The following is a 14,097-nucleotide window of genomic DNA, read 5'->3' on the forward strand; positions in this document are numbered from 1 at the left end:
CTCCGACGTCACCGCGTGGCGATGGCCACCGCGGCGCCGGCCATGACCGCGCCGGTCGTGCGGTTGATGGTCTTCATGGCGCGGGCGGAGGTGAACAGCCGCCGCGCCCGCGCCGCCAGCATGATGTAGCCGGAGAACACCAGGGTCAGCACCGACAGCACCACGCCGACGAGCTCGGCATAGCCGGCCGGCTGGATGGCGCGCAGGTCGATGAGGTTGGGCAGCAGCGCCAGATAGAACACCATCACCTTCGGGTTGCCCATGGTGACGGCAAGGCCGCCGAGGAACAGCCGCGCCTGGCATTCCCGCGTGGTCGTGGCGGCGATGTCGCGTGCTGCGGCCGGCGCGGTCCACAATTTCCAGGCGAGGAAGAGGAGATAGGCGGCGCCGGCATATTTCACGGCGACGAACACCGCCTGGAAGGTCTGCGCCAGCACGGCGAGGCCGGTCACCGCCAAGGTCAGCCACACCACGTCGCCGATGGCGACACCGGCCGTGAAGGCGACGGAGCCGTCGGTGCCGCGGCCGAGCACGCGCGCCACGATGGCGGCGATGCCCGGGCCCGGCGAGGCCGCCGCGACGAACAGCGCGCCGGCGAAGATCAGGATTGCGGTGGGATCGAGCACGGCGGCGCTCCCGGGGACGGAGGCGCTTCTAGCACATCCGCCCGAGGGCGGGTATGGACGGGCGCCTCAGCGCATGTCGGCGCGGAAGAGATTGCCGATATGCCCGGCATGGATGCCGAGGTCGTTGAGGGCGCGGTCGTCCAGGCGCGACAATTCGCGATAGGTGCGCCGATAGGCCATATAGGCCTTCATGCGGGCGATCAGGGCGGAAACGGAAGTGGCGATCAACATTGCGGTCAAGTCCTGCGTACGAAACGCTATATGGAGTGCCTTTTACTGATTTGCGACTGTGGCAGCTGTGCGCATTTGCACGGGCTGACATGCGGCGGCGCGATGACTTTCCCGTGCATTCGATCGAGATGGTTAGCCAAGGCTTAACCATGCCGGCCGCGGGCAGGGGCCCGGAGCAGCTTTCAGGCCATGGTCGAGCGGGCGATCTGCGCCTCCGCCGCGTCGATGGCGGCGGGCGTGCCGACATGCAGCCAGATGCCGTCGAGCCGCCGGCCGTGGAGCCGGCCCTTCGCCTCGGCCGCGTCGAACAGCCGGTTGAGCGAGAAGGCGTCGGGCATGCCCTGGAACAGCTGCGGCTTGATCAGGAGCACGCCGGCATAGGCGAAGGGCGCCACCGCCCGCTCGCGCCGGCGCTCCAGGCGGCCGAAGGCATCGAGCATATAGTCGCCCGGGCCGTCGAAGCCGATGCTGGTGGCGGTCGGCGCCACCAGCATCAGGATGTCCATGGCGTCGGGATCCCAGGCCGCGAACAGGCGCGGCAGGTTGCGGCTCGGCCCTTCGATCCAGAAGCTGTCGGAATTGCACACGACGAAGGGCCGCTTGCCGAGCAGCGGCAGCGCCTTCTTCACGCCGCCGCCGGAATCGAGCAGGCCGGCGCGCTCGTCCGAGATCACGATGCGCGGCGCGGTCCGCGCCGCCAGGTGCCGTTCCATCTGGTCGGCGTGATGGTGCACGTTGACCACCGCCGTGCGCACGCCGGCTGCCGCGAGCCGGTCGAGCACGTGATCGGCCAGCGTCCTGCCGGCGACCGTGACCAGGGGCTTGGGCCGCGTGTCGGTGAGCGGGCGCATGCGCTTGCCGAGCCCGGCCGCCAGCAGCATGGCGTGGTCGAAGGCGGCCGGCGCGGTCATGGGGCTTCGCCGGCCCGGGCTTCCGCCGCGAAGACGAAGGTCTCGTACCAGGCCCTGACCTCGGCCAGGGCAGGATGCGCAAGGGTGCGGTCGAGATAGGCCCGCACGCGCGGGATATGGCGCAGATATCCCGGCTTGCCGTCGCGGCGGTCGAGCCGGGCGAAGATGCCGAGGATCTTGGTGGTGCGCTGCGCGCCCATCACCGCGTAGTCGCGGGCGAAGGCGGCGGTGTCGAAGCCCGGGTCGGCATCGAGGCGAGCCCGGACATAGCGCGCCACCAGGGCGAGCTCCAGCTCCTCCGGCACGGTGACGCGGGCGTCGAGGCAGAGCGCCGCCACGTCGTAGGCGGGCGAGCCGATCATCGCATCCTGGAAATCGAGCAGGCCGATGCGCTCGACGCCCTTGCGCCCGGCCAGCCAGATCAGGTTGGGCGAATGCACGTCGCGCAGCAGCCAGGTCTTCGGCCCCTGCAGGATCGGCTGCAACAGCGCCCGCCAGAGCGCGGTGAAGCCGTCGCGGTTGCGCTGGGAGAGCTGCGGGGCGCCGAGCAGCGGCAGGTACCAGTCCAGCATCAGCTCGGCCTCGATCTCCAGGGCCGGCAGGTCGAAGGGCGGGACGGCGTGGGTGATGCCGGGCGCCACCGGCAGGGTCTCGGGCAGGCGCATGGCGTGCAGCCCCGCCAGCACCTCCACCGCCACGCCGTAGCGCTCGGCGATCGGCCCGTCGGCGTCGACCACGCCGTCGTCGCCCAGATCCTCCAGGAGCAGCAGTCCCGCGTCCAGGTCCTCCGCCAGGATCTCCGGGGTGGAGAAGCCGCGGTCGGCCAGGCCCCGCGCCATGGCGACGAAGGGCTTCACGTCCTGGGCGATATGGGCGATGGCGCTGTAGGGCTTGCCGAAGCGCACCGGCGTGGTGTCGGTGCGCGGCGGCGCATTCATCAGGATGACGGTCTCGCCGTCGCGCGTCAGCCGTTCATAGCTGCGGGTCGAGGCATCGCCCTGGATATGGCTGCGCCGGGCATCGTGCCAGCTGGTCCTGCGCAGGAAGTCGCCGACCGCCGCCACCCGGGCCAGGGTGCGGGCGAAGGCGCCGTGCCCGGTCACCTCGGCCCGGCGAGCGGCGGAGCCGTCCTGCGCCAGGGTGAAGGCGATGTCGAGCCGGTCGGCCGGCAGGGTGTCGCCGGCCCGGTCCGGCCATTCCACCAGCACCAGCGCGCCCTGCGCCGCCTCGTCCCAGCCGAGCTCGGCGAGGTCGTCCGGCCCGGCGATGCGGTAGAGGTCGGCATGGACGACGGGGAAGGCCGGCGTGTCGTAGACCTGCATCAGCGTGAAGGTCGGGCTCGGCACCTCCAGCGCGGGGTCGCCGACGATCTGCCGGATCAGCGCCCGGGCGAAGGCGGTCTTGCCGGCGCCGAGGTCGCCCGACAGGGTGACGAGGTCGCCGGCCCGGACCGCGGCGGCGATGTCGCGGGCGAGGCTCTCCGTCGCGGCCTCGTCCGGCAGCTCGAGCGTCCAGGTGGTCGCCGCGGCGGTCATCGCGGCCACCGGCGGGAGGGGCAGGCGAGGGGCAAGGCGAGGGTCCACGTCATTCGGCCGCGATGCGGCGGGTCGCCATCACGTCGGGAAAGTGACACGTGACGACGGTGCCATACCCCTCCTTCGACGTCAGGTCCACCCGGCCGCCGTGCAGCTCGACGAAGGAGCGGACGATCGACAGCCCCAGGCCGACGCCGCGATGGTCCGTGCCGCCGGCATAGGATTCGAAGCGGTCGAACACCCGGTCGATCACCTTCTGCGGGATGCCCTTGCCGCGGTCCTCCACCCGGAACAGCACCTCGCTGCCGCGCCGCTCGGCGGTCAACGTCACCGTGCCGCCGCGCTCGGAGAAGCCGATGGCGTTGGAGAGCAGGTTGAACAGCACCTGGCGCACGCGCTTGCCGTCCGCCTCGAACGAGCCGATGGCGTTCGATGCCGCCATTTCCAGCTTCACGCCCATCTCGGTCAGGCGCGGCTGCACCGCCTCGGCGGCGGCCTGCATCGTGCCGCGGATATCGATGTCGTCGACCTCCAGCGTCATGGCGCCGGCGTCGATGGTGGCGAGGTCGAGGATGTTGTTGATGATCGCCAGCAGCGAGTCCGACGAGGTCATGATGTAGCCGGCATATTGGCGCTGCTTGTCGCTCAGCGGGCCGGCGGCGCCGTCGGCCAGGAGCTGCACGAAGCCGATGATGTTGGTCAGCGGCGAGCGCAGCTCGTAGGAGACGTGATGGACGAAGGCGTTCTTGAGGCGGGAGGCCTCCTCCAGCGCTTCGTTCTTGTCCACCAGGGCGTTCTCGAAGTTCACCGTGTCGGTGACGTTGGTGAAGGTGAGCAGCGTGCCGCCGTCCGGCAGCGGCACCGTGGCGACGTCGATGACGCTGCCGTCGACCCGCCCCATGCGGTGGACGCTGGGATTGCGGTCGCCGAAGCTGGTGATGGCGGCCTTGAGCGCCGCCCAGATCTCGGTGTCCTGGAACAGCGGCGCGCAGATCGCGGCGACGGCATCGATATGGGGGCGGGCGCCGAGGTCCTCCGGCGAGAGCTTCCACATCGCGGCGAAGGCTGGGTTGGACAGGCGCAGCCGCCCGTCGGAGCCGAAGGCCGCCACGCCTTCCTTCAGGTTGTCGAGCGTCTCGCCCTGGACCCGCGCCATGGCGTTGAAGCGGGCCTCGAGATCGTAGCGCTCGGTGACGTCCTCGAAGAGGTAGATGACGCCGCCGGCCGGGTTGGGCGTGGTGACGATGCGCAGGGTCTTGTTGCCGGGCAGATGCCAGAGGTGCGAGGCCGGCTCCAGGGCGCGGTAGGCCTCGTGCAGCTTGTTCTTCCAGGCGCGGAAATCGGCCTGCTCCGGCAGGCGGTGATGGGCGCGCAGCCGGTCGAGGATCTCGCCGTCGCGCGGCTTCTCGTCGAGGAAGGCCGGGTCGAGCTGCCAGAGGCCGCGATAGGCGGCGTTGTAGAAGGTCAGGCGCCGGTCGGCATCGAAGATGGCGACGGCGGTGGCGATCTGGTCGAAGGTGCCGACATAGGCCTGCATCTGCCGCTCGAGGCTGGCCCGCACTTCCTCGAGCTCGGAGACGTCGACCGCCATTCCGGCCGAGCCGCGCGGGGAGGGGACGTCGATGATGTCGAGGATGCGCCGGGCGCCCCCGACCACGGCCGGCACGCGCTTGAGATAGGGCTTGCCGGCCTCGCGCCTGCGGCCGGCCTCCTCGCGGGCCGGGCGGTCGAGCAGCTCCACGCCGCGCCCCAGCGCCTCGGCCTCGTCGGCGGCGTCGACCGCCCTGGCATAGGCCTTGTTGACCCAGGTCAGCCGGCCTTCGCGTTCGCGCAGCCACATCGGCAGCGGCGCATCGTCGATCAGCGCGCGGATGACGCCGGCCTCCTCCACCGTCCGGCGGTGGGTCTCGGCCAGGCGCGCCAGCTCGAGCCGGTCGCCGGTGACGTCGCGCAGCCGCAGCACGGCCCGGCCGCCGATCGCCCGACCCTCGGCCTCGATGAAGGCGCCGGTCCTGGCCCGCGACACCTGGCGGAAGGCCTCGCCCCGGCTGCGCAGCGCCTCCACCTCGTTCTCCAGGGCGCGGGCGTCCTCGACGTTGAGCCAGCCCGTCGCGGCGAAGCGGCCGGTGCGGCGCGCCACGTCGATGCCCGGCAGGTCGCCGGTGACGGTCGGCGGCTCGGTGCTGCCGGTCCATACCGCGATGATCTGCGGCTCGGACAGGAGCAGCGCCTCGGTCCGGTCGATGCGCCCGCGCAGGGCGTCGATCTCGGCCTGCGCGTGGTTCTCGGTCTTCAGCCAGGCATTGCGGGCGCGGATGTGGAAGATGGCCACGGTGATGGTGAACACCAGGAGGCCGAAGAAGAAGGAGATGCCGAACAGGTCCTGGTGCTTGATGCCGACGAACACCGCCAGGACGTCGCGCAGGGTCGGGCCGGCCGGCGCCGGCTCGGCGGACGCCTGGGCCAGCGCCCCCGTGGCGGTGACAAGGGTGAGGCCGATCGCGCCGAGCGGCGCCGCGGGTCGGTCCGGCCCGGCCGCAGGGCGCAGGGCCGCGGAAGCACCCAGCCAGCGACGGAACCCCCTGCGTCCCGGCATCATCGATCCCTTCTCTGGGCGCCGCGGCGGACCCACTCCGCCTTTGCCTGTCGCGAGCTCCCGAATCACCGCACTGTACTCTCGCCGTGACTCCTGCCGGAAGCCCTCGGGCGACGCAAACACCCGAACGCATGCGCCTGTTCCATGTGATGGAGGGCACAGAGGCGGGCGCGGCGCGGCTCTACATTGTCTTGCCGAGGATGGTTACCACGGGGTTAACCGGGAGACGGGAGACATGTCGACGCGTCCGCTGATTCTGGCGCTGCTCGCCGTCGCTGCCCTGGTGGCACCGATCGGCCTCGCCCTGTCCGTGGCCTCGCCCGGCCCGCGTCCCCCGAGCCCGCCGCCTCGCAGCTTCGATATGCTGACCGGGGTCGCCGATTTCCCGAACTGCCCGGCGCCCGCCGTCAACCGCGTCAGCATCCGCGCCACGACGACGGCGAACGGGCCGGCGCTGGCCATCTTCGTGGTGGTGCAGAATATCGGCAACCGCGCCTTCTACGCCGCGCCCGGCGCGGCGACCCTCGTCGTCACCCAGGGCGAGAAGGTCCTGGGCTCGTTCGCGCTCGAGCGTCTTTCGGCCAGCGAGGTGAAGTTCTTCTCCGTCCTCGGCACGCTCGCGCCGCAGGCCGAGGACGTCGCCGCCGCGATCCGCTTCGCGCCGACGGTCCCGGTCGGCCGCGTTGCGGGAACGCTGGACTGCCGGATCGGCGACAACCACCTGCGGCGCGACGGCGGCTCGATCCGCGCCGCGCTCGAGCGGGAGGCCGGCTGACGGGATGGCCGCGGGCCATCCATTGTGTTGTTCATGAAAAAACCACACCATGCCGCCGATATGCCCGACGATTGTGCGAGACTGTTCGGAAGGTTGGATCGGGATCGGCGAGGAGGTTTTCGTCGATCAGGACGGCGAGCGGGCCGTCCGACGGCCCGTATGGCCGCCGCGTCCACCGTCCCAACCCTGTCGGACGGGCTCGGAGCGAAGAGGAGAACATCATGTCTGCCGCGGTACAGGCGGCGAGGCCCGTGGGGCGGCCTCGTTGCATGGAAACGCACCGAGCCATCCTGACAGCTGCCGCCGACCTCCTGGAGACGGTGCCGTATCGCGATATCGCCATGGAGCGCATCGCGGCTTCGGCCGGGGTCGGCAAGCAGACGATCTACCGCTGGTACGACAGCAAGGCGGATCTGATGCTCGACGCCTACATCGCCCGCTACACCGAGACCTTCCCACCGATCGTGCTGGGCAGCGACGCCGTCGCCGACCTCAGGACCTACATGCATCAGCTCGTCGACATCCTGCCGACCCGCACGGTGCAGGGGGCCTATCGTGCCCTGTTCGCCGAGGCGCAGCACGATCCGAGCTTCCGCCGGCGCTTCGACGAGGTGGTGCTGAAGAAGCGCCGCGACGTGGCGCGGGGCTTCATCGCCGCTGCGATGCGCAAGAAGCAGATCCGGGCCGACATCGATCCCGACGTGGTGGTCGAGATGCTGTTCTCGCCGATCCTGCAGCGCTTCATTGCCCGGCCCGAGACGCCCGACCACGCCTTTGCCGACATGGTGTTCGACACGCTGCTGGCCGGCGTCGGCGGCCCGGCCCCGGCGGATGCCGGCCCCCGTCAGAAGTCCGACGCCAGGCCCTTGATCTCCCAGTCGCCGTAGCGCACCGGCTCGGGGCCGTCACGGCCGAGGATCTCCCTGGGACGGACGATCTCGGTCGCTTGGGCGCGGCGGGCCGCCGCCTCCTCCAGGGCGCGCCGGGCCGCCGGCGTCAGCCGCTTGCCGGGCGCGGCGTTCGGCGGCAGAGGCTCTGTCTCGTCCTCGGACATCGGATCCGTCACGGTTCGTCGGCCCTTTCTATCATCGGCCGGCGGCCGGCGTCGAATGCCGGCGGCGCATGGATGATGCCCATGCTGCTCAAGCCAGTCCCCGGGCGAGGCCGGCGGCCGCCAGCAGCATGACGACGATCCAGGGCGGCGCGCTCCAGACGGTCAGCAGCAGGAAGCCGGCCGCGGCCAGGAGAAAGTCGGCCGGGCCGAGCACGGCGGATGTCCATACCGGATCGAAGAAGGCGGCGCCGAGCAGGCCGACGACGGCGGCATTGGCGCCGCGCATCGCGGCCTGCGCCGGCCCGCGCCGGCGCAGCCCGTCCCAGAACGGCAGGGCGCCGTAGACCAGCAGCAGGCCCGGCAGGAAGATGCCGGCGAGCGCGATGGCGGCGCCGGCAAGGCCGGCGGGCGGCGCGATGGCACCGAGATAGGCGGCGACGGTGAAGAGCGGCCCGGGCATCGCCTGGGCGAGGCCGTAGCCGGCGAGGAAGCCCTCGTCCGTCACCCAGCCCGGCGCCACCACGCCGGCCTTGAGCAGCGGCAGCACCACATGGCCGCCGCCGAACACCAGGGCGCCGGCCTGGTAGAAGGCACCGAACAGCGCCGGACCCTGGCCCGGCCACAGCGCCGGCACCAGGAACAGCGCCGCGAAACCGGCGAGCGCGGCGATCGCCGCCGGATGGGACACGACAGGGCGCGCCGCGGCCGGCGCGGTCGCGGCCTCCACCCGGCAGAGCCACAAGCCGGCCGCGGCGCCGCCGGCGATGGCCGCGACCTGGCCGAGCGCGCCGCCGGCCAGCGTCACCAGGGCGAGCGCCGCCAGGGCGATGCCGGCGCGGGCGCGGTCAGGCGTCAGCGTCCGCGCCATGCCCCACAGCGCCTGGGCGACGACGGCCACCGCCACGAGCTTCAGCCCGTGCAGGGCGCCCTGCGTCTCCGGTCCGGCCAGCGCCGCCAGGCCGAGCGCCAGGGCAACGAGCGCCAGCGCCGAAGGCATGGTGAAGCCGAGCCAGGCGGCGAGGCCGCCGGCAAGGCCGCCGCCGCGCCTGAGGCCGAGGCAGAAGCCGACCTGGCTGGAGGCCGGCCCCGGCAGGAACTGGCACAGCGCTACCAGCTCGGCATAGCCGGCCTCGTCGATCCAGCGCCGACGCACCACCAGTTCGTCGCGGAAATAGCCGAGATGGGCGATGGGACCCCCGAACGAGGTCAGGCCGAGCTTCAGGAACACCCGGAACACCTCGCCGGGCGAGCCGGCCCCCGGCACGGCGTCCGTCGTCATGCCCGGCACCCGGCACCACGGGTCATCTGCCTCAATCCTGCGGCGAAGTCGGCAGATCGTCGGCGGTCGCGAACCAGGCGATCCGGCTCTCGGCCCAGATGTGCCGCCTTGGCGCGGCGAGGCCGGGATCGTCCAGCGTCCCGGCATTGATGCTGACCTCTGTCGGCGAGATCCGCTCGCGATAGTCCAGCGAAGCGCTGCAGCGCGGGCAGAACCGGCGTTCGCCGTGGTCGCTGGAGACATAGACCTGCGGCGTGCCCCGCACATAGGCGAAGCAGTCCAGGGCAAAGGTGGCGAAGGGCAGCGCCGTGGCGCCGCTCTGGCGCTGGCACATGCGGCAATGGCAATAGCCCGTGTCCCTGGGCGGCGCGCTTGCTTCGTAGCGGATGTCGCCGCACAGGCATCCTCCGGTGATCACGCTCATGCCCCTTCCCCCCCGCGGCGCCGCGGGCGGAAGGCTCGCGGCCCGCCGGCGCCGGCATCGAGCCTGCCCGATTCCGCCGTCACGGGGAAGCGGGGGGCGTCACGCCGCCGTCGCCACCAGCACCATGGTGTCGAGGGTGAAGGTGCCGTCCGCCTCGATGGCGAAGTGGCGCTGCACCGGCTCGGACATGCGTGCCTGCAGCGACCGGATCGCCTCGGCGTGCACGGGGGGTGTCGCGATCCGCGCGATCCAGGCGGCGAAGTCGAGGCGCAGGCGTCCCGTCCGCACCGAATCGACCCGGAAGCCGGCCGCCTCCGCCATGGCGCACCAGGCTCCGACCGACTGGTTGCGCACGTGGGAGGGGTCGCGCAGCAGCTCGATCGTCTGCAGGAACGTGTCCAGCAGCGGATCCTGCGGCGCCACCACGTCGGCGAACACGGCCCGGCCGCGCGGCTTGGCGACCCGGCGGGCTTCGCGCAGGCCGGCGGGGATGTCGCCCCAATGGTGGGCGCTGTAGCGGCTCGCGACCATGCAGAAGCTGGCATCGTCGAAGGGCAGCCGTTCCGCCGAGCCCTGCCGCGTCGCGACGTTGGCGAGGCCGCGCCGCTGGGCTTCGGCCGCCACCGCGGCGAGCATGTCCTCGGACAGGTCGTAGGCCGTCACCGCCTGCACGTGGGGCGCCACGGCGAAGCTGACATGGCCGCCGCCGCAGCCGAGGTCCAGCACCGTCTTGACGCCGGTGTCGCGGGCCACCTCCGCGATCAGGCCGAGATCCTCGCCCTGCGCATGCACCGCGCTGGTGACATAGGCGGCCGCCCGTGGGCCGAACTGGTCGGTGACCAGGCTCTCGTGTTGTCTGGCGGCTGTCACGGCACGCTCCTTCTCGCGAACATCCTGGAACGACGCTAAAGGGGGCAAGACACCGGTACCAGTTCCAAATTTATACTGGTATGTTTTGCCCCATGAAGATCGGCATCGCAGCGGATACGGACCAGGCGCGACGGCTGGAGCTGGGCGAGTTCCTGCGGGCCCAGCGCGCCCGCCTCACCCCGGCGATGCTCGGCTTCGACGGCGGCGGGCGCCGCCGCACGCCGGGCCTGCGCCGCGAGGAGGTGGCGCAGCTCTGCGGGCTCAGCACCACCTGGTATACCTGGCTGGAGCAGGGCCGCGACATCTCGCTCTCCGCCCATGCGCTCGGGCGCCTCGCCGTGGTGCTGCGCCTCTCGGCGGCCGAGCGGACCTTTCTCTTCGACCTCGCCGGCAAGCGCGACCCCAAGGCGCCGGGCGAAGCGGCGCCGAGCGCGCCGTCTTCCCTCATCGCCGTGCTGCCGCGGATCGATTGCCCGGCCTATGTGCTCGACCATCTGTGGAACGCCGAGGGCTGGAACGAGGCCGCGGCGCGTCTCTTCGTCGGCTGGCTCGATGCCGGGCGGACCGAGCGCAACCTGCTGCGCTTCATCTTCCTCGATCCCGCCGCCCGCAGCCTGATCGATGACTGGGAGACGCGGGCCCGCCGGGTGCTGGCCGAGTTCCGGGCCGACTATATCAGGCATATCGAGGACCCCGCCATGCAGCGGCTGGTCGCCGACCTCGTCGGTGGCAGCGAGCTCTTCGCCAGGGCCTGGGACGCTCATGCCGTGGTCGGCCGCGAAGGCGGCGCGCGCGGCTTCCGCCATCCCGAGGACGGTCTGGTGCGCTATCGCCAGCTCACCTTCAACCCCGCCGGCCGGCCCGACCTCAAGCTGGTGATGCTGACGCCGGAGCCTTGAGGCCGATGCCGCGCGCCCCGGCGGCCTTGCCGCTCGCTGCCGGCGCGTCTAGGGTCCGCCGGCTGAAACCACCGCGAGGTCCGCGACCATGTCGCTCGAAACCGATCTTCTGGTCGATCGCCGCCGGCTCAGGCGCAAATTGTCGCTGTGGCGGGTGGCTGCCTTCCTCGCGGCGGCGGTGGCGCTCGTCGCCGTGCTCGCCGTCGGCGGCGGCAAGGACCTCCTGAACAAGCGGGCGGACCACATCGCCCGGGTGAAGATCGCCGGCTTCATCGGCGACCAGACCGCCAATCTGAAGCTGTTCGACGACATCGCCGACTCCAGCGCCAAGGCGGTGATCGTCAAGATCAACTCGCCGGGCGGCAGCACCTCCGGCGGCGAGGCGCTCTTCGACGGCCTGCGCAAGCTCTCGGGCAAGAAGCCGACCGTGGCGGTCATCGACGGCCTCGGCGCCTCGGCGGCCTACATGGCGGCGATCGGCACCGACCACATCGTGGCGCGCCGCTCGGCGCTGGTCGGCTCGATCGGCGTGCTCGTGCAGTTCCCCAATGTCGGCAAGCTGCTCGACACGATCGGCGTGAAGATGGAGGAGATCAAGTCCTCGCCGCTCAAGGCGGCGCCCAACGGCTTCGAGCCGACCAGCCCGGAGGCCGCGGCCGCCCTGGCCTCGGTGGTCAACGACACCTATGGCTGGTTCAAGGGCCTGGTGAAGGAGCGGCGCGGCTATGACGACGCCGCGCTCGGCGTGGTCTCGGACGGGCGCATCTTCACCGGCAAGCAGGCGCTCGACCTCAAGCTGATCGACGCCATCGGCGACGAGAGCGCCGGCATCGCCTGGCTGGAGAAGGACAAGGGCATCGCCAAGGACCTGCCGGTGCAGGATTGGGAGAAGCCGAGCGATTCGCGCAGCCTGTTTTTCGCCCAGGCGCTCGCGGCGCTTGCCGACAAGGCCGGGCTTCCCATCCTCGGCAGCCTCCTCGCCAGCCCCACCGCTCCGCCGGGCGCGCTTGACGGACTCGTCTCGGTTTGGCAACCTCAAGCGCAAAAGTAGCGATTTCTCAAGCACCTAGAGACTCTGAGGCCGGAGTCTCGACCGAGGGGGCCTGGAATTTCGGAAGGCGGACCGATGATCAAATCCGAACTCGTCCTGAAAATTGCGGAGACGAACCCGCATCTCTACCAGCGCGACGTGGAGAATATCGTCAATGCCATCCTCGACGAGATCTCCGGCGCCATGAGCCGCGGCGACCGGGTGGAGCTGCGCGGTTTCGGGGCTTTCTCGGTCAAGGAGCGGCCGGCGCGGGTCGGCCGCAACCCGCGCACCGGTGCCCATGTCAAGGTCGACGAGAAGGTGGTGCCCTTCTTCAAGACCGGCAAGGACATGCGCCTGCGCCTGAACCGGTCGTCCATGGCGAAGGCACAGGCATGAAGCGCTTCGTCCTCACCCTGGTTTTCGCGCCGATCGCCATCCTCGTGCTGCTGTTCGCGGTGGCGAACCGGCAGCTCGTGACGCTGTCGCTCGACCCGTTCAATGCCGCGGCGCCGGCGCTGACGTTCCGGGCGCCGCTGTTCCTCGTCCTCTTCGCCGTGCTGATGGTCGGCGTCGTCGTCGGCGGAGCGGCCTCCTGGCTCAAGCAGGGGCGGCACCGGCGTGCCGCCCGCAAGGCGCGGGCCGAGGCGGAGCGGCTGCGCGCCGAGGCCGACCGCCTGCGCGACCAGGTGAGCGGCGTCGAGCCGGCGCCGCATCGCACCCTGCCCGCGCCTGTGCCGTTCTGAGCGCCGTCGCAGGCATATCGCTCCTTCCACGCTGGGCAGGAGGGCTCGGACCGGACCACGGTTCCGGCCGGAGACCTCCTGCCAGGACCTCGAGATTGAGCAGGACTTCCGAGCCCACCCCGCGGGCGGGGTTGTCCTGCCCGGGACGGGACATCCGGACATGCGCATCATCTCGGCCGAGGACATCGACAGGCGCTTGACCTTCCCGGCGCTGGTCGACGCGCTGCGGCACGCCTTCGCCGGCGGCATGGTCGCGCCCGAGCGCCACCACCACGCCATCGGCGAGGGCGCCGGCCACGCCACGCTGCTGCTGATGCCGGCCTGGACCAGCGCCGCGCCGGGCGAGGGCGCCTTCCTCGGCACCAAGATCGTCAACGTCTTCCCGGGCAACGGCGAGAAGGGGCTGCCGGCGGTGCTCGGCGCCTATATCCTGATGTCGGGCGCCACCGGGGCGCCCCTCGCCGCCCTCGACGGCACCCGCCTCACCCATTGGCGCACCGCCGCCGCCTCGGCGCTCGCCGCCTCCTACCTCGCCCGGCCGGACGCGAGCCGGCTCGCCATGGTCGGAGCCGGGGCGCTGGCGCCCTTCCTGGTGCGCGCCCATGCCAGCCAGCGTCCGATCCGGGAGGTGGCGGTCTGGAACCACCGGCCCGAGCGCGGCGAGGCGGTGGCCGCTGCCCTGGCGGCGGAAGGCTTTTCCGTCCGCTTCGAGCCGAATCTGGAACAGGCGGTGCGCGGCGCCGACATCGTCTCCTGCGCCACCCTGTCCACCGCGCCGCTGGTCCGGGGAGCATGGCTGCGGCCCGGCACCCATCTCGACCTGGTCGGCGCCTTCAACCTGGCGATGCGCGAGGCCGACGACGAAGCGCTGCGCCGCGCCGCGGTCTTCGTCGACACCGAGGCCGCCCTCGGCGAGGGCGGCGACGTCGCCGTGGCGCTCGCCGCCGGCGCCATCGGCCGGGACCATGTGCGCGGCACGCTGTCCGAGCTGGTGCGCGGCGCCCGGCCGGGCCGCAGCGCACCGGACGAGATCACCCTGTTCAAATCGGTCGGCGCGGCCCTGGAAGATCTGGCGGCGGCGATGCTGGTCTGGCATCTGCAGGCGGATCACCGCCTCTGAG

At 71.6% G+C, this 14,097-nt stretch carries 16 protein-coding genes; 7 read left to right on the forward strand and 9 right to left on the reverse strand.

The features are described from left to right. Positions 1–8 precede the first annotated feature (8 nt). The 5 genes from QO011_RS05630 to QO011_RS05650 all read right to left on the reverse strand — a co-directional run bounded on the left by QO011_RS05630 (position 9) and on the right by QO011_RS05650 (position 5,902). Positions 9–626, reverse strand: a complete 618-nt coding sequence (locus QO011_RS05630) for a LysE family translocator (protein ID WP_307268769.1) — start codon at positions 624–626, stop codon at positions 9–11. 66 nt (positions 627–692) lie between these two features. Continuing rightward, the gene (locus QO011_RS05635) at positions 693–857 is read right to left on the reverse strand and encodes a DUF1127 domain-containing protein (RefSeq protein WP_307268771.1); all 165 of its coding nucleotides are present in this window, start codon (positions 855–857) and stop codon (positions 693–695) included. A 182-nt stretch (positions 858–1,039) separates the two neighbouring features. Beyond that, positions 1,040–1,768, reverse strand: coding sequence for a nucleotidyltransferase family protein (locus QO011_RS05640; protein ID WP_307268773.1), 729 nt, complete (start codon positions 1,766–1,768; stop codon positions 1,040–1,042). Beyond that, positions 1,765–3,303 carry a tRNA (adenosine(37)-N6)-threonylcarbamoyltransferase complex ATPase subunit type 1 TsaE gene (gene tsaE / locus QO011_RS05645; protein ID WP_307268776.1) on the reverse strand — a complete coding sequence of 513 codons (1,539 nt, stop codon included), beginning with the start codon at positions 3,301–3,303 and terminating at the stop codon, positions 1,765–1,767. Before tsaE ends, QO011_RS05640 begins: the two co-directional genes overlap by 4 nt. Before the next feature lie 49 nt (positions 3,304–3,352). After that, entirely contained in the window at positions 3,353–5,902 is a 2,550-nt protein-coding gene (locus QO011_RS05650; RefSeq protein ID WP_307268779.1) for a sensor histidine kinase, read from the reverse strand. A gap of 232 nt (positions 5,903–6,134) precedes the next feature. Here QO011_RS05650 and QO011_RS05655 point away from each other — a divergent pair, with 232 nt between their 5' ends. Together QO011_RS05655 and QO011_RS05660 are read left to right on the forward strand one after the other, a co-directional pair. Beyond that, complete coding sequence (locus QO011_RS05655) at positions 6,135–6,674, forward strand: hypothetical protein (protein ID WP_307268781.1); 540 nt, start codon at positions 6,135–6,137, stop codon at positions 6,672–6,674. A 269-nt stretch (positions 6,675–6,943) separates the two neighbouring features. Further along, entirely contained in the window at positions 6,944–7,561 is a 618-nt protein-coding gene (locus tag QO011_RS05660; protein ID WP_307268784.1) for a TetR/AcrR family transcriptional regulator, read from the forward strand. Here QO011_RS05660 and QO011_RS05665 read toward each other — a convergent pair. The 4 genes from QO011_RS05665 to QO011_RS05680 form a co-directional block, all read right to left on the reverse strand. Further along, positions 7,519–7,728 (reverse strand): DUF1674 domain-containing protein, encoded by a 210-nt coding sequence (locus QO011_RS05665; RefSeq protein WP_307268787.1) that lies wholly within the window; start codon positions 7,726–7,728, stop codon positions 7,519–7,521. The two genes, QO011_RS05660 and QO011_RS05665, sit on opposite strands and share 43 nt — an antisense overlap. An 88-nt stretch (positions 7,729–7,816) precedes the next feature. Beyond that, a complete protein-coding gene (chrA, locus tag QO011_RS05670; RefSeq protein ID WP_307268790.1) occupies positions 7,817–9,007 on the reverse strand; it encodes a chromate efflux transporter in 1,191 nt (396 codons plus the stop codon). Positions 9,008–9,038: 31 nt separating this feature from the next. Continuing rightward, positions 9,039–9,431 carry a GFA family protein gene (locus tag QO011_RS05675; RefSeq protein ID WP_307268793.1) on the reverse strand — a complete coding sequence of 131 codons (393 nt, stop codon included), beginning with the start codon at positions 9,429–9,431 and terminating at the stop codon, positions 9,039–9,041. 99 nt (positions 9,432–9,530) lie between these two features. Further along, positions 9,531–10,301 carry a class I SAM-dependent methyltransferase gene (locus QO011_RS05680; protein ID WP_307268795.1) on the reverse strand — a complete coding sequence of 257 codons (771 nt, stop codon included), beginning with the start codon at positions 10,299–10,301 and terminating at the stop codon, positions 9,531–9,533. Between the two features lie 92 nt (positions 10,302–10,393). Between QO011_RS05680 and QO011_RS05685 the strand changes: the two genes are divergently transcribed. The 5 genes from QO011_RS05685 to lhpI all read left to right on the forward strand — a co-directional run bounded on the left by QO011_RS05685 (position 10,394) and on the right by lhpI (position 14,096). Beyond that, positions 10,394–11,200, forward strand: a complete 807-nt coding sequence (locus tag QO011_RS05685) for a helix-turn-helix transcriptional regulator (protein WP_307268798.1) — start codon at positions 10,394–10,396, stop codon at positions 11,198–11,200. Between the two features lie 88 nt (positions 11,201–11,288). After that, positions 11,289–12,251, forward strand: a complete 963-nt coding sequence (gene sppA / locus QO011_RS05690) for a signal peptide peptidase SppA (protein ID WP_307268800.1) — start codon at positions 11,289–11,291, stop codon at positions 12,249–12,251. 75 nt (positions 12,252–12,326) lie between these two features. After that, positions 12,327–12,629 (forward strand): integration host factor subunit beta, encoded by a 303-nt coding sequence (locus tag QO011_RS05695; RefSeq protein WP_307268803.1) that lies wholly within the window; start codon positions 12,327–12,329, stop codon positions 12,627–12,629. Then, positions 12,626–12,976: a lipopolysaccharide assembly protein LapA domain-containing protein gene (locus QO011_RS05700; protein WP_307268806.1), complete on the forward strand. Its 351-nt coding sequence runs from the start codon at positions 12,626–12,628 to the stop codon at positions 12,974–12,976. Before QO011_RS05695 ends, QO011_RS05700 begins: the two co-directional genes overlap by 4 nt. A gap of 160 nt (positions 12,977–13,136) precedes the next feature. After that, on the forward strand, positions 13,137–14,096 hold the full coding sequence (gene lhpI, locus QO011_RS05705; protein ID WP_307268807.1) for a bifunctional Delta(1)-pyrroline-2-carboxylate/Delta(1)-piperideine-2-carboxylate reductase: 960 nt from the start codon (positions 13,137–13,139) through the stop codon (positions 14,094–14,096). The last annotated feature ends 1 nt before the right edge of the window (position 14,097 follow it).

The sequence above is a fragment of the Labrys wisconsinensis genome, from assembly GCF_030814995.1.
Classification (GTDB): Bacteria; Pseudomonadota; Alphaproteobacteria; order Rhizobiales; family Labraceae; genus Labrys; species Labrys wisconsinensis.